Raw genomic sequence first — 17,745 nt, 5'->3', positions numbered from 1 at the left:
AAACCGCGTTTTTGGACACCCCAGATCAGGATTGATGATGTGTTTATCTTCCCCTTTCACTACATGATTATCCTCACCATTTTTCAGCATATACACCAGGGACCAGCCGGGCTCGGGATTGATCTGGCAGTCGTGGGCATACACATGAAGCCGGTTGGTTTTGTCCACGGCAAATAACAGCATGGCCCTGTGGCCGTGTTTCTGGGTGAACTGTTCCAGGGTAAACTTTTCCGTCAGTTTTGTGGTGATAATCTGTCCGCCCCGGGCCAACTCGGTGGCCATGGCGGGATATGAGGCTGTTTTTCCAAACAGGATTTTTCCGTGGTTCTGGATGGACATTCGGTCTGCCGTCAATCGGTTCTCTTCCGGCCGGGAGGGCAAAATATAAATTTCATCAGTCCCGAATTCCAGGCGATAGTGAATGGCTACCGCCACGTTGGCCGCTTCATGGGGAAACAGGGCAAGCACCCCCCGGACGCCCACCAGCTGAATATGCCGCTCCGCATGTTCTGACACGGGATTGCCGAAATATGTGGGCAGCCCCTCATTTTTTGCCTTCATGACCTGATCCCACCCGGTATCGGCCAGCTGAACCTGAAACCCAAGATCCATCAAGGCTTTGCCAATGGCACGCGCCAGTGGATTGGCCCCGGTGATTATAAAGCCGTTGGGGATGGGTTCGGCCACCTTAAGCCACAGGGCAATGGGGCGTGCTGTAACGCTTTGCACCAGGACCGTGGAGATAATAATAAAAAAGGTCAGGGGCACCAGCACCGCGGCATCGGGGTAGCCTGCTTTCTCGAGCTGGGTGGCGAACAAGGCTGAAATCGCTGCCGCCACGATTCCGCGCGGAGCAATCCAGGCCAGCATATGCCGTTCCGGCCAGGTAAGGCTGGAGCCGATACTGGACACCATGATGTTCATGGGACGGGCCAGAAACTGAATGGCGATGAATAAAAAACTCATGCCCCAACCCAGAGCAAGCAGCTCATTAATATTCAGCCGGGCGGCCAGCATTATAAAAAGGACGGAAATCAGCAACATACTGATGTGTTCCTTGAAATCAAGAATATCCCCGATGGGCACATCCTTCATGTTGGCCAGCCAGATACCCATGACGGTGACTGTTACCAGGCCCGATTCATGCTGCAGATGATTGGAAAATACAAACGCGCCCAGAACCAGGGAGATGGCAAACAGGTTGTGGATGAATTCGGGAATCCAGTGTTTGCGGATGGCCATACCAAACCCATAGCCGCAGATCGCGCCAATGGTTACGCCGACAGCCACCAGCCGGACAAACACCAGTATGGTATGGCCCATGGCCTGCTGGGCCGATCCCGACATGATGAATTCGTAGGCCAGAACCGCCATGGCCGCACCGATGGGATCCACAATGATGCCTTCCCACCTGAGGATATTGGCTATGTTGTGGTTGGGCCGGACCGTGCGCAGCATCGGCACGATCACGGTGGGGCCGCTTACGGATGTGATGGCCCCCAGAAGTACACTGATCTGCCAGGACAATCCCAACCCCAGACGGGCGGCCAGGGCAGTGATGATCCAGGTGACCAGCATGCCGTAGGAGACCATGTTCCGGACCACGATGTGAAGTCCCCTGATCTGTGCAAAATTTAAGGTCAGGCTGCCCTCAAACAGAATCAGAGCCACGGACATGGAGACAAAAGGGAAAAAAAGATCTCCCATCATCTTTTCAGGGTTCAAAAACCCCAGCACTGGACCGGCCAGGATGCCGGTGATCAGAAGAAAAACAATACCCGGAATCTTTACCCGCCAGGCAAGCCACTGACAAGCGGTGGCGGCGACCAGTATCCCCGCAATTTGTATGAGCGTGTATTCATTCATTGGTTTTCAGTTTTTATTTCTGTTCTTTTTGTATACATCCGCAAATCCCTATGGTTTGGAGCCCAATGTTAACCCACTATGTTTTCATTGACAAGGGCAAAGCCGAGGGCTTAAACTGACTCAGTTGCGCACAATCGATGCGCAGTCTTTTCGGAACGTACGCTTAAAAAGACAACACAAAAAAGACCGGAATCCCTGTTTCAAAACTTCAAAAAGGAGGTCGCATGGACAGAAGAAACTTTTTAAAACTTTCAGCCGGTGCGGGTGCCCTTGCACTGTTTCAGATAACCGGTGTCAGCTGTGCAGGCTCTGGAGGTGGATTGATAATCCAGGAGTCTCTACCCTACAAAGCAGATGCCCTTGAACCGTATATATCTGAAAAGACAATTCGCTTTCACTATGGGAAACACCATGCCGGGTATGTAAAAAAATTGAATCAGATGATCAAAGGAACCGCCTACGCCGGCCTGGGCATTGAGGCAATTATTCAGAAAACATACGGCAGCGCAGGAGAGACCGGTATTTTTAATAATGCCGCCCAGGTCTTTAACCACACCTTTTACTGGAACAGCATGAAACCGGGCGGGGGCGGTGCGCCTACCGGTATCATTGCCGAAAAAATAGAAGCGGACTTCGGCAGTTATGACGCATTCAAAACAGCCCTTGCATCCGCTGCGCTCTCCCAGTTCGGCAGCGGATGGGCATGGCTGGTCAAAGACGGAGATGCACTGAAAATTATTAAAACATCAAACGCCGATACACCGGCCGAGGGGCTGATTCCGCTTCTTACCGTTGATGTATGGGAACATGCATATTATCTGGATTATCAGAACCGGAGAGCGGAATATGTCGATGCATATCTGGAACATCTGGTCAACTGGGAGTTTGCAGAAACCAATCTGGTGGGATAGCAGAAACCAATCTGGTGGGATAGAAGATAGATTAAACGGCCGGTAATTACAGGCGATTGCCCTGGAAATCCGGCCCGAATCCGTTTGATTTTTAAGGATTGTTAGCCGCCTGACCCCTGTCGATTTCGTTGTAAATCATTGGTCCGGGAAAACTCAGGCGGTGCATAATCCTTCCATTCTTTTGTTCAGTCAACAATGATCACTGGGATGTTCAAGGAATGCATCACCCGCGAAGCGTTGCTGCCAATAAAAAATTCTTTTAGACCTGATGTCGAACTTCGTCCCATGGCAACCGTATTGTATTTTCCTTTTTGTGCCTCGTGTATAATGTCATCGGAAATCTTTTTGCCCTGGGGCTGAGTTTTTATATGAACCTTCTCTTTGGCAAACCCGGCATCGATTAATTTATACCTTGCGGTGTCAAGGGTCTCCCGCATCATTTTCTCGCGCTTTTCCTCCATCCGGCAGAACGAATTGCGTTCTGCTTCAAAATAGGGCGTGAAGCTGGGGCTGTTGAGCCCACAGGCTGCCGCAGTATCCGGCACTACATGAAACAGTGTGACCTCATCCTCCTTGTTCAGGTTTTTTGCAACATAGGTAACGGTATTTTGAGCGCATTCAGTTTCGTCAAAGGGAATCAGGATTTTGGCAGTCATGATCTTTTCTCCTTATTTAGAATTACTCGAAAGTCCTAAGCTTTTTAAAAAAAATGTGACGTTTGAAATCTAATGGGAGCATTTTAGTGCTTTTTGATATTTTGAACGACCAAATTCAAAAGGCCCAAAATACTTAACTATAACTTGATCATAAAGTATAAGTTATCAGACCCGGATGTTTTTGCGCAATGCTTTTTTCAAAAAAGATTACTTGGCTTATGTTTTTCATGTTTATCTTTATTCGAGAAGAAGAAAATAGCGATTGCTGCTTTCCTTGACCGCTACCCGGGGAATGGGTTTGATGAATTGCTGGCGAAGACTATAGGTGTAAGCCCCCTGGGCCGGAATCATGAGGATGTCATTCTCTTTGATTCCTGAACCGAAATAGCCATAACCCCAGACATCGTGGGGGGTGCAAAGGGAGCCCAGAATATGGCATTTTTTTTCGGACAGGCTGGGCCTGGTTAAATTGAGCACAGGGCAGTAATCGGTTTCATACCGTTCCCAGCCCACAGTGTTGCCCCCGGCATCGGTGATGACCAGGTCCTTCTCCTTGCAGTCCACCACCTGGATAAGAATGTGCATGGCATCATTGCATATCCAGCGGCCCGGCTCAAAACAGATCCGGCATTGGGTTAAAGGCAGGATATGCGCTTTAATGGCACTTGACAACTCTTTTGCAAACAGGTCAATGGAGACACCCGGGTCAATAATATAGTTCTGGGGCATATTCGATACCAGCCATTCCCCCTGGGCAGGCCAGTAGCCGCCGCCAATATCAATGAATTTTACCGCATCCAGAAACTGTTTTGGCATGCTGGAAAGGATCTCTCCCAATTTTTTGATAAATGCGGTCTGCCTGTCCGGGTTAAGATTCCAGGAGGAATGGAATTGCAGTCCCTGGAAATCCAACCGGCCAAGCGTCTCGATCTCTTTGAAGGCAGATAACAGGTGTTCGGGCAACACCCCGAATTTGCGCCACAGCCCTTCGGGGTTGTTGTTCAGGCGCAACCCAACGGGCATGCGGGTCTGCTTTTTTTCAAGCACGGATGTCAGCCGCTTCGCCTCTCCGATGCTGTCCAGCAAAATCAGCACCCGGTCCGGGTGTTGGGCCGCAAGTGCCAGCTCCTGGATGGTTTTGCCCGGACCGCTGAAAATAATTGAGGACGCACCCAGTTCCAGGGCCACGGACAGTTCCACGCCGCTGGATACATCCAGCCCGAATCCATGCTTGAGCAGATGTCCTGAAAGATGGGGCAGGTTGTTGCTTTTCATGGCGTAAAAAAATGCGGTTTCGGGCAGACGGTGGCTGAATGCTGCCCTGAACTGCTCCGCTTTTCGTGCCAGGACATCGGTTTCCAGAACATACAGGGGGGATCCGAACGCCTTGGCTATATCCAGATATACCCCCTTATTTTTTAGGTACGGATTTATAAACTCAACTACTTTTTCCCTGGACAGAAAAAGGGGGGGGGGCGGTATTTGTGTCTTGGCTGTCGGCATCTCTAATCCATTTCAATATCAATACGTTTGGCGAGCAAAAGGCACTCTGTCTCGAAAAATCTGCGCCTGTTCGGTTCTATGATCATGTGCCCTAAAAGCCATGAATCGTAGTCTTGGGGCGGCATGGTTACCCTGTGCCCCGGGGTGTGAATCAAGTGTATTTTTTTTACCCGTTTGTCGTTTTCCACGGCCGCCGTGTTGATGCGTTTTATTACCCCATTTCTGCGGGCATGGATACGGAACGCCACCAGGGGCCTGTACGGCCCTTTTTTTTCATTTTTCCAGGCAAAGCCTTCTGCCGCATCCAGGGTCAGCCCAAGTATGTCGATGTTGCCCGCTTCCTTGATCAGAAAGGGCACGCAGTCTCCGCCGGGCCGCGGGGTCATTTCTATAAGCACAGGCGTTTTATGTCGAAGGATAAAATCCACCATGCAGACGCCGGTCTCAATCCCCAATGCCCTGGCTGCCCTGTAAAACAGGTCTGCAATCATGTCATTGGCAGGCATTTGGTCATCACCGTTTTCCGGCCAGATTGCATACCCGGAAATGGTGCCGAAGGGGCGGCTGTCCACCTTTATTTTCCGGGTTTTACGCAGGATAACGGCCCGGTCTTTTTCCATGAGAAAATCACAAGAAAATTCAGGGCCGGCCACCCACTCCTCGGCCAGCATCTGAAATATGCCCGCATCCGTGGGTTTAAACAATGGATTCCCGGTCCGTGCAGCAAGCCCGTCCGCCACTGCATTGAAGGCATTCTCACACTCTTTTCGGGTGACACATTTAAATACAAGTTCGCTGCCGGAACCGCAGAAAGGTTTGAGTACAATGCCCGCCGGTACCTGGTTCAGGAAATTTAATACTTCAATGTCCGTATTTACCGGGCAGGTTTGGGGGCAAGGAATCTGATGTTTGCGCCACAACTGTTTTGAGATAAATTTATCCCTGCTGTTTCTGACCGCCTCAATATCAGGGTAGGGCAACCCCATCTTTTCTGCCAGAATGGATGCCGTTTCCATGGATTCGCAGTCAAAACAGGTAATCCCGGAAAGGGTCACCCCGAAGATTTTTTGGTGGTGGTTTAATGCCTTAACTGCGGCGTCAATATCGCAGATGGGGCATAAAATCTCTTCTCCATTATCCGGACATGGCTCGGTGGCACTCTGACGCACCTTGGGCTCTGTCAAAAAAAGTGCCTGTCCGGGACGAATTTTTCTGATCCATTCAATGTAATCAGATGTGGTGCCCACCACCAACACCTGATTTTTTTTAAGCTCAGACTGCTTTTCGGCCATAATGGCCCCCATGGAAAACAGCCGTTTCCGGCTGGGTATGAATTTCATATGAGGGTCTGGGGCTTAAGCGAAACCGTTCTTTCCAGGTAAAACTGCCGCACAGAAAATCCACGGCTTCCATCCGGTTGTGGCAAGCCCATTCCAGGTGGTGCAGGTTGATCACTTTGGCAATGCCGGCAAAATCCGGGTGGGTGCCCCCGGCCACAACCGTGTAGGTGTTGTTGAAAAAGGCCCCCATGTCCACGGCTGCAATTTTTCCCTCCACAATGGCGGTGGTGATCCTGAGCATGCCCATATCCCGAAGATAGACTGCAAACCGTTCAAAAGAGCGGTAAAACCGCGCATCGCTGAAGTAGGAGTCGGATGTAAAGGCAGCCATGTTCAAACGAAATAATTCAGTGATGTCCGGCATGTGATTGTAGCGCCATGAAAGCTGCCGCTCCTCAATTTTTTTTACATCGGCCTTGAGCTTTTTTCTCGTTTTTCCGGGAAAAGCCAGCCAGAAATTCTCCATGGAGAAATCATGCATCCGGGGGTAGAAAAGATAGCCGGTTTCGTCGGGTCCGGCCTGGTCTATTTTATCAAACAGCGGATTGAAACGCAGATATCTCAAATTCAATGGTCCGGGAACTGATTCGCACAATGCTTGAAATACTTCCGGGGAGTGTGCAAGCACCCGGTTCTGCTCCAGCCAGGTTTTGCCTTTCCAGGTCTCTCCGGGAAAAAATACATATTCGCCGGTCTCTTCGACTCGGCTTAAGGGAAGAAACCCCACAATCTGGCCCTTGTCTTCGATAAGATGGAAGCTTAAAGGCCTATTGAATGCGGCGTTAAAACATTGTCTGACAGCCCAAAGATCAAATATGTCCTGGACCGGCCAGTATTTTTCCCAGGCCTGCCGGCACTTTTCCGGATCTCTAATAATAATGGATTTCATCGATATTCACCTAATGTCTGTAAGTTATGTTGAGCCGGGAAGTTTTCCCGATAAAAAATTTTTGGACAAATTCCCGGGTCATTTCAGAGTCGTAAGCATAGGTGTCAATGGTGGGGGAGATATGCCATACATGATGGCTGGTGTCTATTTTAATTGCTTTTAAAGCGGTCATGTTTTTCTCCTTTAAATTTGAGATACTGCTTACCATTTGTCCACAGTGTCGGTGGGGCGTTTGGGTTTCTTATTCATTTTCTTTCGGCGTTTCTGGTCTTCCTTCTGATCTTGCCAGTCATAATCTTCATCGTAGCTTTCTTTGAATCTTGGGCTCTTGCCTTTGTTTCGGCTGAACTTTTCCCTGGTCATGACTTCCTTTCCTCTTTGGTTTTGTCCGGCTGTTTTGGCCGATGGGTTGGGTTTGATTCAAGCATCACTTCAGCAATCTGTGTGCCAGCTTTGTCTGAAAAAAAATAACATTAATTAAAACAGGTGGTTAATATATTTAATGCGGCCCACATACTGATTTTTTCCGCAAATTTTTACTTAAATTTGAAAAAAATGGCTTTATCGTGATTAAATTGGTATTTTTTATCCGATTTTTAATCTGATAATTATGGTGTTTTGAAATTTAAAATCCGTTATAAAAGTATGTTGCTTGTTTTTTGAAATTTTTATATACTTCAGCACCTTGTGGGAAACAGCAATATTTTACCGGAAATGAAATGCCTTTTTTATGCTGATTCGGTTGGCATGTGCCATTAAAGAGACAAAAATACGCACCGAGCTTGAGAACAGACTGGCTCAACAGGATGTCCAACTCCAGTTTTTTAAACCCAGTAGACTCTCCTGGCAGGCCCTTGCCAGAAGTTGCGCCGATGTGTTCATCGTCAGCAGTCCCACAATTCCCAAGCCTGTTGAATCAAGTATCTCTCTGCTCAATGAACTGCCCGAATCGCCCATGACCATCGTACTGCATAATCGGGAGTCCTCGGAAGAGCATGCCAATCTTCTGGCCTCGGGGGTTGATGTGGTGCTCTATTCCGGTATCCCGATGGATAGTCTTTTAGAAGCCCTTGAAACCACCTTGGAATCCCGCCGTCAGTTCTATTATGCGGAACGATTTGACCGGCGGGGGCGTTTTTTACCCCGACTTAACGATTTTACCTCCAACAGTCGCGACATGCAAGTGTTTCTGGATGAAACCCGTCAGGTGGTATCCAGTGATGCCACCATACTGTTGCTCGGTGAGACAGGTGTGGGCAAGGAGCATCTGTCCAAAGCCATCCATGCAGACAGCCACAGATCCACAGGTCCTTTTATTGCCATCAATATGGCAGCTATTCCGGAACAACTGATGGAAAGCGAACTGTTCGGGCATGAGCAGGGGGCTTTTACCGGGGCTGTGCGTTCGCGGCGGGGGTCATTTGAACTTGCCCATGGCGGAACTATTTTTCTGGATGAAATCGGTGAGATGCCCCTGCAGATGCAAACCAAACTGCTCCGGGTACTCCAGGAACTCGAATTTACGCCGGTGGGCGGTGAAAAATCGGTATGGGTGGATGTCCGGGTAATTGCAGCCACCAACAAAGATCTTGAAGAAGAGGTTGAAAAGGGTACTTTCCGAAAAGATCTTTATTACCGGCTCGGGGTGATTTCATTAACGCTTCCCCCTTTGAGAAAACGTAAAGAGGACATCCCCTCACTGACCAACCATTTTTTGACCATGAACCAGCAGAAATTTGGCAGAAACCTCAAACGATTTTCCCAGCCGGCCATGGAGGCCCTGTGCAACTACCATTGGCCGGGTAATATTCGGGAACTGATGAACGTTATTGAACGGGCCGTCCTGCTGTGCAAGTCAGATATGATCACCTTAGAAGAGTTACCGTCGGTTTTCCATAATACCAAACCCGTCCGGATGGACGGCAGTATATCGGCTCTTTCCATGCCTCAGGAATGGGAAACCATGACCCTGCCACAGCTCCGGGACGCCGTGTATGATCAGGTGGAGTCGTTTTATCTGGCCATGGTGCTGAAAAAAACCCATGGGAGAATTGGAGAGACCGCAAAAATTGCAGGCATTCATCCCAGGGGCCTGTATGCCAAAATGAAAAAACTGGGAATAGATAAAGCAGAGTTTAAAGCCAAAGGATAGTTGTTGATGTATTCGCCCTTTCACTACCAGATTTCTGAGTATGACTGTGTGCCTACAGCCATTACCAACGCCATTTCCTTTTTGTTCCATCGTAAAGAAATTCCCCCCATGGTTATCCGGCATATTTATCTTTACTGTCTTGATACGGTGGGGCAAGATTCCCGGTTCGGTCTTGGCGGTACCAGTAAATATGCCGTACGTCTGGTGGGCAACTGGCTCAATGCTTACCGGAGGAAGTCTTTTTCCGTTGCCACACAATTTTTGGAAAAAGAACGGGTTACCATGGTGCCGGGTGCCCAGATCGAATCTTGCCTGTCAGGTGCTGGGGTGGTGCTGTGCAATATGCTTTTAACCCCCCGTGACGAACATTATCTTATGGTAACGGCCATGGATGACGAGTGGATATACTGCTTTGATTCCTATCGCAGGCAATCCATTCGCGGTATGAATGGAATGGTCCGGTTGATTGATGGCGGGGACGGTCGGTCACCCAACCTGAAAATAAGGCGGGACTGGGTCGAGCAGGACCAGTTAAAACGGTTCTGCCTGGGGCCGATGCAGATGCGTGAGAGTCTTTTAATCTGGCGGACATCATAGGCGAATTCCACAGGCAAAACCGGCAACGATAGTCTAAAGATAGATAGACCAAGATTATATGTTCTGTATTGAGCGTGAAGGTATTTTTTGATTTTACCGGACATCCCAGGTCCGAATCAGGAGAGAAGGGCCTCCATCCGCTCCTGGGTTTCCTTGCACGCTATACATTTGGAGGTCACAGGACGGGCTTCAAGCCGTTTAAGGGATATCTCTTCACCACAGATGTCACAATATCCATAGGTGCCCTCTTCGATTCGTTTAAGCGCGTCTTTGATTTTTTTGATCAACCTGCTTTTCCGGCTCTGCAGGTGCAGGTTCATGGTACGGTTGATATCGGCTGCCGTGGAATCAATAAGCTCCGTATCCCTGCTGGATTCCAGTATCAGTTCAGAAACGGCAGAGTCGGCTTGCTCCAGCAACTCTTTCATGGAGGTGTTCAGCATCGCTTTAAAACGGTCCAGATCTTCATCTGTGATATGGGGGTCAATTACTTCAGTGGTCATCTTTTTGCTCCCAAGCGTAGGTAAAGGTCGCTTAATATGTGGATTTAGGGGGGGATGGAAACCGCCCGAATAGATTTTGATGCCGCAACCGCTGTCACCCGGCAGAAATCAAGGCCGTGTATACGGGCATCTGAACGCCGAAATAAAGCAATAACAGTGCCAGGAATATTGGCAGAATTGTTTTCAGAAAATGATTTGGGTCTGCAAGGCTTGAAAATGATTTTTGAAAATGTCCGATTCGTGGCATCTGCCTTCGCAAAAGGCGTGCTGTCAGGAGTCCCGATGGCCGGCAAAGACACCCTCGTCAAGACTGATTCATTGGCACCGCAAGCGGTATCAAACGCCTTTTATTGTCATCCCTTGCAGTGCCATTCTAATCAGGATGGGATATATAAGTTCCGCTTTTTCTATATTCCGCTTTTTTTTAAGACCTTCAGTATCCGTTTTATTTGCCTGTGCCTGAAAAAGGTGTCTACATCCTGCCGAACGTAGTCCCAATAAATGAGACCAGGCTAGTCAACCTGGGCTTTTACAAACCCCTCCTGAATCTTTGATTGAGGAGGGGTGGTTGACTTAGTCGTTTAATATATTAGGCACTGAAAGAGAACCCAATGGAAGTACGGTTACTTTGGCATCTTTGCCTTTTAGCTCAAATGCTTTTTCCAAAGCCGCCTCTACACTGTCAAAGGGTTTAATGTGAACCGCTTTTATCTCGTCTTCCGGTAGTTCAGTAACGCCCCAGGTCTGTGCCCAGGTATTGATCTCAGCCATTTTACCGGCTTTATGATAACCCAGTTTGTATTCAACTTTTATTTTATCAAGAACCTCTTGGGGGGTGGCACAAGACGCCATCAGATCAAAGAATGTTTTGCCGCCGATTCCCATTCTGCATTGTGATACAAATATTAATATGCCGCCTTCTTTGAGCGCGAGCTTACCATTATCTATGGCCTTTTGAGACTGGTAAAGGTCTATATCCATTGGATAAGGGGCCACAGAAATTACAATGTCGGTTTTTTCTTCTATGTCAACACAAAACACTTTTTTTGCGCTGTCTATGGCATCATAAAATGCACCTACAAGATCTCCACACGTGGTTTCATATACATTATGGTCTTTATCTAAAATAGTCATAATGGAAAACACTTGAATGTCTTTTAATACATTCATGGCATCCATCATATCTTCATGTACGGGGTTGCCATCCAATGCAAGCGCTTTTGCGCTTTTATTTAGTGCTAATTTATGGTTTTGCGTTATGGTCTCATAAGATGCTACACCAGGTAAAAAGCCTTTTCTGCCGCCGGTATAGCCGGCAAAATAGTGGGGTTCCACAGAGCCGATCACGATAGTTTTTTTAGCTTCGGCTACAATTTTATTCAGGTACATCTCAGTGCCGTTTGTAGATTTGCCTAAGTATACCATCTCATCTTTTTTGGCATCATGTGACCAGATTCTGTTTTTTGCTTTCAGGTCCTCATAAATCTCTTTTCCAAAAATGTATTCAAATTCTTCATCATTCGGGGCTCTATGGGCACCTGTGGCGATGATGAAATAGATATCTTTATCCTTGATGTCATCATAAATGACTTTAAGTACTTTTGCTGTAGGGGTAGGGCGGGTTCCGTCATTGACGATGAAGACGACTCTCTCATCACCTTCCATAAATTTTGCAAAGTTCGCGTTTTCCAAGTTCTTTGCGAACTCAGTAGCAAACTCTCGTTTTTCTACGTCGTTTGGAAAATATACGCCTTGCAGGTTATTATCATTAATTTCAATTTCAATTTTTTCTTTGCCATACGGTATCTGTACTTTTGCCATTATTTTCTCCTTCCTGGAGTTATTTTAATATCTTTTATTCAATTGCGTATCATAATTGGGTTTTCGTTTACGTTTACGGCGGATAAAAATTAAAATCTTCGGCATATATTAAATATTCCTGGGATTAAGATTCTTATCCGCCGCAGATTCCAAGAAGAGCGTCAGCTCATAATTGGACGAAAAGATCATCTATGTGTGGGTTTGAAGTTTAGCGTATTGGGCCCATCTGATTTATCTTTTCCATAAAGGTATCAATTTCTGCCTGGCACAACTGTTTGTCACCAGCAGGAATCTGAACCAGATGGATTCGTTCGGGATTTATATCAAGACTTTCAAGGGTCTCCTTCATCCTTTTTACCCGTTTTTTGGCTGCTTCTGGGCCGTTATGGTTACATTTGTCATCCGGGCAAACGCCCACCAGAACGCCCCATGCCTGATTAAGGAACGGGGTCAATAAAAGATTTTGATCAATGCGGCCGCCACACAAGTTTACCAGGATTTCATATTCCTTCTCTTCGATTTCCGATTCCGGGAGTCTGGAGTTTTGAATGTCAGGATGGTATGACCAGTTACAGGCATACATAATGACCTTGGCAGATTCACGCGAGAGGAGGAACTCAGTTGCTCTCCTTGCCAGTTCAACCTTGTCGGTGCCGAATGATAATGGGATGGTTATCGCTTCAATGGGGCAGATCTCAACACAGATGCCGCAGGATTTACATTTTACCGGGTCCACGACAATACCCTCTCCGTCAATAAAATCCCGGGCATCATGGGGACAGGCCCTGACGCACTGTAGGCACCTGGCACAGGAACGGTCGGTGATGGATGTGGTGCCCGGGCCATTGTATCCAAGTTTGATCAGATCCCTTCTGAGATCCAGCATAATGTCTGTTATTAGAACTCCGGACGAACATGCTGCTTCGCATCGTTTGCAGAAAAAACAATTGAACGATTTTTCCGCAACTGTCGGTGTTAATTCAACTTCGCCGGTCAAAAGGCCGTGGGCTAAAATGTTTTTAGCCCTGGGTGCATCGGATTCCCAGCGTGTGTATTTAAACATGGGGCAGTGCTCGTAGCAATATCCGCACCGGATGCACTTGGCCAGCATGCCTTCCCATTTTTGTAGATTTTCAAATTTTGTTTTTTCTTTCTGCATCACAATAATCCCTGTTATCCTTTATCAGCTGTTGACCGCATATCTAAGACCTGTTGCCGTTACCCAGTTTTCCGGCGCCTGCTGCAGCTTGCCGGGATTGAGAATATTATTGGGGTCCAGAGCCGTTTTGATGGCAGCCATCATTTTTAAGGAATCCATTTTCTCCACCTTAAAGGCATCTGCTTTGGAAATACCGATACCGTGTTCCGCAGAAGTGGTGCCGTGGATGGAATTTACATATTCATAAATTTCGGCAATGGCTCTCTGGGCGCCCTGCCACTGCTCTTCCTTGCTGGTGTCCATCATGATTTTAGTGTGCATGCACCCGGATCCGCAATGTCCGTATGCCGTCATAATGATGCCGTTCTTTTCCGCGGCTTCATGGATTTTGGCGGCCATATCCGCCATCTTGGAGTAGGGTACTGCCATATCGTCAGCTAGGGATGTGGAAGCCAGGCCGGCGTCAAATTGTGACAGTGCAGGGAATAATTTTTTACGGCCCATGAAGATTTGTTCGCGCTCTTTGGCATCAAAGCTGTACCAGATGTCGGCACCGTTGTTCTTTGTGCAGATATCTTTCATTTTTTTAACTTCATAATCCACCGCTTCTTTAACTTTTCCGTCAGCTTCAAAAAGCAGGGAGGCGGCCACTTCCTTAAGGCCTAAATTCATGGTTTTGTTTACTGCCTTGATTGCAACGTCATCCACCAACTCCAGCATGGACGGAATGGTGCCAGAGGCCATGATGTCAGCGATGGCATTGCCGGCATCCCTGAGACTGTCAAAATTGGCAACGCCCAGGCATCTGAATTCAGGGATGGGTACAAAGCCGATGATTGCTTCCACCACAACACCCAGGGTGCCTTCCGAACCTACGATGAGTTTGTGAAGCTGGTAACCGGATGCTTCCACCCGGGTATGGGCACCTAAAGTCACCAGGTCGCCATTGGCCAGAACCACTTTCAAACCCATTACCGCATCCCGGGTAGCACCGTATTTTACGGAACGAACACCCGAAGCATTATTGCCGATCTCGCCGCCGATGGTGGCGATACGTGAAGAGGCCGGTGTCGGGGGATAGAAAACTCCGTAAGGTTTAAGTGCGGCATTGAGATCATCATCCACCACACCCGGTTCCACCCGGCAGTAAACATCGGGCATGTTGATTTCAAGTATCCGGTTCATGTTCTTCATGTCCAGAAGAATTCCGCCCTGGATCGCCACGGTCTGCCCGCACATGCCCGAGCCGCCGCCCCTGGGGACAACCGGTATTTTTGCATCATTGGCATAGGCCAGTACTTTTTGAACCTGACCGGTATTGTCAGGTCTCACAATAACCCATGGTGAGGCGTGGTAAACAGATGCGTCTGCGCCGTAACTATACAGGTCAAGCGGATCTGTCTTTATGTTTTTTTCCCCGACTATTTCCCTGAGCCTGGGGATATCGACCGTATTCATTTGATATCCTTTCCTGATGAAAATTGTTAAAACCAGTGGGCCTAAAAAGTCTCTATTAAAGTTAATTCGCTAATATTTTCACAACTGTTTTAAAAATTCAATCCCCTTTACCTTTACAGGATTAATAAGTATTTGCTTTTTTAAAAAGTTGAATTATAAACTCAATTTTTTGTGATGACGAATATGTTTTAACCTCCTTTTTTTGTTAAGTTTTTTTTAAGGTTTTAGATCTGTCGTCGCCTGTGTCGTTAAATTCATGCCCTAGGATACTACCTTTAATGTAGGAGAAAATGCAAGTTTTATCCGCGCGTATATATTAAGATGCTTGATTTTTTAAATTGAATAGTTTGAATGAGGTTGTCGGGGGGGTGAATTGATTGTCAGCAATACCGGTGGCCTACCCTATATTTGTGTATGGGAATCAGGCAAATGACATGTTATATTAGTTGATGGTTTTATGATAATCAGTCCTCAGTTACCCAAGCCTGAAGGCTTTGGATTTCATACCTAAAGGTTGTTTTATGAATAAAATTGTTGAATGTGTGCCCAATTTTTCTGAAGGACGGGACCGGCAGACCATTGATGCCATTGCTGATGCCATCGCCAAAACACCTGGATGCAGCCTGCTGGATGTGGATCCGGGCAAGTCAACCAACCGGACTGTGTATACCTTTGTGGCAGACCCTGATAGTGTGGTGGAAGGGGCTTTGGCCGCAGCAGGGGTGGCCAGGGAAAAAATAGACATGCGCCGGCACCATGGGGAGGACCCCCGCATGGGTGCCCTGGATGTCTGCCCATTTATTCCGGTGACAGGTGTGAGCATGGACGAGTGTGTGGAAATTTCAAAACGGTTTGGTAAAAGACTGGCCGAAGAACTTGACGTCCCGGTCTATCTGTACGAGGCCTCCGCTACCCTGGATTACCGGAAGAAATTGCCCCAAATCCGGGAAGGGCAGTATGAAGGCATTCCCCAACGTATTGTCCAGGAAAAATGGAAACCTGATTTCGGTCCGGCCAGGTTTGTACCCGAGTGGGGGGCCACGGTAACCGGTGCCCGGTTTTTTCTTATTGCATATAATATTAATTTATTGGGTACCCCCAACCAGGCCCACCGCATTGCACTGAATCTGCGTGAAGCAGGCAGAGGCCTTGAACAGCCAGGCCGGTTCAAGGCGGTGAAGGGGATGGGTTGGTATGTCGATGACTATAACCTGGCTCAGGTTACGCTGAACCTGAACAACTATCTTGTCACACCACCCCATATCCTGTTTGAAGCGGTTAAAGAGGAGGCTGCCAAGCTCAAAGTTGCAGTGGCCGGTTCACAGATTGTGGGCGTTGTCCCCCTTCAGGCAATTTTACAGGCAGCCGAGTATTATATTGAAAAAGAAGGGCTCTTTATTCTGGATGAAGACCAGAAGATCCGGCTGGCTGTTGAACGTTTGGGGCTGAATTCCGTTGCCCCCTTTGATCCCAAGAGCAAGATTATAGAGTACATCATTGCTACGTCGCCAAATGAGCCTTTGGCCGGTATGAGTGTCCGGGCCTTTATTGAACAGGTTGCCGGCAGGAGTATAGCCCCTGGCGGCGGTTCTGCATCGGCAGTCATTGCAGCCCTGGGCGCAGGGCTTGGCGCCATGGTGGGTAAATTGACCCTGGGGGTCAGAAAGTTTGAAGCGGTTGACGCTGAAATGAGAAAACTGATTCCACCCCTGCATGAAGCAGCTTTGGCGTTGATTCCCATGATTGATGCAGATACCAATGCCTTTGCAGATTATGTGGCAGCCCTGGGGTTGCCGGAAAATACGGAGGAAGAGAATCGTTTCAGAAAGGCGCAGCTTGAGCTTGGCCTAAAGAAAGCTATTGAGGTGCCCTTGTCCATCATGACCCTCAGTGATAAGGCTTGGGATGCCATGCTGGGGGTGGCGCAATACGGTAATATCGCTTCCCGGTCAGATGTGGCGCTCGGTGCAAGGGCCCTTGAGGTGGGTATCTGGGGTGCTTATAGAACTTTGATAAACAACATGGACGATATCAATGACCCCGAATACCGCAAAAAAATCATGGAAAAGGCTGGTGTCATCAGGGACAGGTCTGCCGAAAATTGTCAAAAAATCCTTGATATTCTTGAGAAAAGATCTGTTTAAGGCGGCTACTGCGCCGCAGAAACTATTTTTTGTTTTTTGTGACAGAAACTGAGGCGTAAGGCACTTAATTTCATGTGCCAGATGCAGGTCAAAGGTTCATTTGCGGCGGGCCGGCATGAGCATCTGTTCATTGATTCTGAAAAAACCTTTCAAGTGCTCCAGCCAGTATGCGTAATAAACTAAATGATCACTGTTGAACGTCGTGACCTCCCCCCTTTTTTTTGATGCATAGATAAAATGCATCCGGCCGCTGGGATCCACCTGGTAAACCATGGCGGTAAGATCATTGTTCAGCACAATCAGGTCGCCGTTTTGAACATCATCTGCTTTAATACTGTGGGCGTTGTCTAATAAAAGGTCCATGGGCATCAAGTTCTTGTATACCAGCCCTGCTTTGTTAGCAGCCCCGGCGTAAATGGAGTAGAATAGCCATGAATTATCCGTGCTTCCTGTCTGATTAGGGCGTCCGCCGACTAACACAGGCATACCAATGAACTGTTCTGCAATTGATGGGATAAACTGGCGGAAAAGTACGGTAGGCGTCGAGTCCACTGATGTTTGGATGTCCTCATGCTGTGTCTCTATGACAAGGGAGAGGCTTGCCAGGGTCGGAACAGCCCAGATCAGAACCAGTATCAGGTGTATGGTTGCTCTTCTCATTTTTTTTCCAAATATAGGGGGGTTTTATATTCCGGGATTTTGAAAATCTGCCAAGATGTTTTTTCACACTACCTGTTATTAAAACC

Annotated in this window: 17 protein-coding genes; 5 read left to right on the top strand and 12 right to left on the bottom strand. The window is 47.8% G+C overall.

The features are described 5' to 3' along the window. Positions 1-1,866: cation:proton antiporter (locus tag B3D59_RS16090; protein ID WP_286822132.1), on the bottom strand; the 1,866-nt coding region annotated here is incomplete at its 3' end. A gap of 224 nt (positions 1,867-2,090) precedes the next feature. Between B3D59_RS16090 and B3D59_RS16085 the strand changes: the two genes are divergently transcribed. After that, a complete protein-coding gene (locus B3D59_RS16085) occupies positions 2,091-2,777 on the top strand; it encodes a Fe-Mn family superoxide dismutase (protein ID WP_286822131.1) in 687 nt (228 codons plus the stop codon). Positions 2,778-2,962: 185 nt separating this feature from the next. Here B3D59_RS16085 and B3D59_RS16080 read toward each other — a convergent pair whose 3' ends face one another. The 6 genes from B3D59_RS16080 to B3D59_RS16055 form a co-directional block, all read right to left on the bottom strand. Continuing rightward, positions 2,963-3,433: a universal stress protein gene (locus B3D59_RS16080; protein ID WP_286822130.1), complete on the bottom strand. Its 471-nt coding sequence runs from the start codon at positions 3,431-3,433 to the stop codon at positions 2,963-2,965. Positions 3,434-3,670: 237 nt separating this feature from the next. Further along, complete coding sequence (locus B3D59_RS16075) at positions 3,671-4,936, bottom strand: diaminopimelate decarboxylase family protein (protein ID WP_286822127.1); 1,266 nt, start codon at positions 4,934-4,936, stop codon at positions 3,671-3,673. A 2-nt stretch (positions 4,937-4,938) separates the two neighbouring features. Further along, entirely contained in the window at positions 4,939-6,276 is a 1,338-nt protein-coding gene (locus B3D59_RS16070; RefSeq protein ID WP_286822124.1) for an ATP-grasp domain-containing protein, read from the bottom strand. Next, positions 6,209-7,165: a GNAT family N-acetyltransferase gene (locus B3D59_RS16065; RefSeq protein ID WP_286822122.1), complete on the bottom strand. Its 957-nt coding sequence runs from the start codon at positions 7,163-7,165 to the stop codon at positions 6,209-6,211. The genes B3D59_RS16070 and B3D59_RS16065 overlap by 68 nt, the downstream gene beginning before the upstream one ends. Positions 7,166-7,175: 10 nt before the next feature. Beyond that, positions 7,176-7,337: a hypothetical protein gene (locus B3D59_RS16060; protein WP_286822111.1), complete on the bottom strand. Its 162-nt coding sequence runs from the start codon at positions 7,335-7,337 to the stop codon at positions 7,176-7,178. Positions 7,338-7,366: 29 nt separating this feature from the next. Continuing rightward, entirely contained in the window at positions 7,367-7,528 is a 162-nt protein-coding gene (locus B3D59_RS16055; RefSeq protein ID WP_286822106.1) for a hypothetical protein, read from the bottom strand. A gap of 367 nt (positions 7,529-7,895) precedes the next feature. Between B3D59_RS16055 and B3D59_RS16050 the strand changes: the two genes are divergently transcribed. Beyond that, on the top strand, positions 7,896-9,317 hold the full coding sequence (locus B3D59_RS16050; protein ID WP_286822105.1) for a sigma-54 interaction domain-containing protein: 1,422 nt from the start codon (positions 7,896-7,898) through the stop codon (positions 9,315-9,317). Positions 9,318-9,323: 6 nt separating this feature from the next. Beyond that, positions 9,324-9,914, top strand: a complete 591-nt coding sequence (locus tag B3D59_RS16045) for a hypothetical protein (protein WP_286822102.1) — start codon at positions 9,324-9,326, stop codon at positions 9,912-9,914. Between the two features lie 116 nt (positions 9,915-10,030). Here B3D59_RS16045 and B3D59_RS16040 read toward each other — a convergent pair whose 3' ends face one another. Further along, on the bottom strand, positions 10,031-10,417 hold the full coding sequence (locus tag B3D59_RS16040) for a TraR/DksA family transcriptional regulator (protein WP_286822098.1): 387 nt from the start codon (positions 10,415-10,417) through the stop codon (positions 10,031-10,033). A 168-nt stretch (positions 10,418-10,585) separates the two neighbouring features. Between B3D59_RS16040 and B3D59_RS16035 the strand changes: the two genes are divergently transcribed. Then, positions 10,586-10,909, top strand: coding sequence for a hypothetical protein (locus B3D59_RS16035; RefSeq protein ID WP_286822096.1), 324 nt, complete (start codon positions 10,586-10,588; stop codon positions 10,907-10,909). Positions 10,910-10,990: 81 nt separating this feature from the next. Here the strand turns inward: B3D59_RS16035 and larA are convergent, their stop codons facing one another. From larA to B3D59_RS16020, 3 genes are all read right to left on the bottom strand, one after another. Next, on the bottom strand, positions 10,991-12,238 hold the full coding sequence (gene larA / locus B3D59_RS16030; protein ID WP_286822092.1) for a nickel-dependent lactate racemase: 1,248 nt from the start codon (positions 12,236-12,238) through the stop codon (positions 10,991-10,993). Between the two features lie 208 nt (positions 12,239-12,446). Continuing rightward, entirely contained in the window at positions 12,447-13,397 is a 951-nt protein-coding gene (locus tag B3D59_RS16025) for a hydrogenase iron-sulfur subunit (protein ID WP_286822089.1), read from the bottom strand. Between the two features lie 24 nt (positions 13,398-13,421). Next, the gene (locus B3D59_RS16020; RefSeq protein WP_286822087.1) at positions 13,422-14,855 is read right to left on the bottom strand and encodes an FAD-binding oxidoreductase; all 1,434 of its coding nucleotides are present in this window, start codon (positions 14,853-14,855) and stop codon (positions 13,422-13,424) included. Between the two features lie 521 nt (positions 14,856-15,376). Here B3D59_RS16020 and ftcD point away from each other — a divergent pair. Beyond that, positions 15,377-16,999 carry a glutamate formimidoyltransferase gene (gene ftcD / locus B3D59_RS16015; RefSeq protein WP_286822084.1) on the top strand — a complete coding sequence of 541 codons (1,623 nt, stop codon included), beginning with the start codon at positions 15,377-15,379 and terminating at the stop codon, positions 16,997-16,999. A gap of 96 nt (positions 17,000-17,095) precedes the next feature. Here the strand turns inward: ftcD and B3D59_RS16010 are convergent, their stop codons facing one another. Further along, positions 17,096-17,659 carry a peptidoglycan endopeptidase gene (locus B3D59_RS16010; protein WP_286822074.1) on the bottom strand — a complete coding sequence of 188 codons (564 nt, stop codon included), beginning with the start codon at positions 17,657-17,659 and terminating at the stop codon, positions 17,096-17,098. Positions 17,660-17,745: the final 86 nt, after the last annotated feature.

Source organism: Desulfobacter sp. UBA2225 (assembly GCF_002348205.1).
GTDB lineage: Bacteria > Desulfobacterota > Desulfobacteria > Desulfobacterales > Desulfobacteraceae > Desulfobacter > Desulfobacter postgatei.
This window is presented reverse-complemented; position numbering and strand designations above follow the sequence as displayed.

Coding starts and splice junctions, on each gene's coding strand:
- B3D59_RS16085 (WP_286822131.1), top strand. CDS start 2,091: ATGGACAGAAGAAACTTTTTAAAACTTTCAGCCGGTGCGGGTGCCCTT.
- B3D59_RS16080 (WP_286822130.1), bottom strand. CDS start 3,433: ATGACTGCCAAAATCCTGATTCCCTTTGACGAAACTGAATGCGCTCAA.
- B3D59_RS16075 (WP_286822127.1), bottom strand. CDS start 4,936: ATGCCGACAGCCAAGACACAAATACCGCCCCCCCCCCTTTTTCTGTCC.
- B3D59_RS16070 (WP_286822124.1), bottom strand. CDS start 6,276: ATGAAATTCATACCCAGCCGGAAACGGCTGTTTTCCATGGGGGCCATT.
- B3D59_RS16065 (WP_286822122.1), bottom strand. CDS start 7,165: ATGAAATCCATTATTATTAGAGATCCGGAAAAGTGCCGGCAGGCCTGG.
- B3D59_RS16060 (WP_286822111.1), bottom strand. CDS start 7,337: ATGACCGCTTTAAAAGCAATTAAAATAGACACCAGCCATCATGTATGG.
- B3D59_RS16055 (WP_286822106.1), bottom strand. CDS start 7,528: ATGACCAGGGAAAAGTTCAGCCGAAACAAAGGCAAGAGCCCAAGATTC.
- B3D59_RS16050 (WP_286822105.1), top strand. CDS start 7,896: ATGCTGATTCGGTTGGCATGTGCCATTAAAGAGACAAAAATACGCACC.
- B3D59_RS16045 (WP_286822102.1), top strand. CDS start 9,324: ATGTATTCGCCCTTTCACTACCAGATTTCTGAGTATGACTGTGTGCCT.
- B3D59_RS16040 (WP_286822098.1), bottom strand. CDS start 10,417: ATGACCACTGAAGTAATTGACCCCCATATCACAGATGAAGATCTGGAC.
- larA (WP_286822092.1), bottom strand. CDS start 12,238: ATGGCAAAAGTACAGATACCGTATGGCAAAGAAAAAATTGAAATTGAA.
- B3D59_RS16025 (WP_286822089.1), bottom strand. CDS start 13,397: ATGCAGAAAGAAAAAACAAAATTTGAAAATCTACAAAAATGGGAAGGC.
- B3D59_RS16020 (WP_286822087.1), bottom strand. CDS start 14,855: ATGAATACGGTCGATATCCCCAGGCTCAGGGAAATAGTCGGGGAAAAA.
- ftcD (WP_286822084.1), top strand. CDS start 15,377: ATGAATAAAATTGTTGAATGTGTGCCCAATTTTTCTGAAGGACGGGAC.
- B3D59_RS16010 (WP_286822074.1), bottom strand. CDS start 17,659: ATGAGAAGAGCAACCATACACCTGATACTGGTTCTGATCTGGGCTGTT.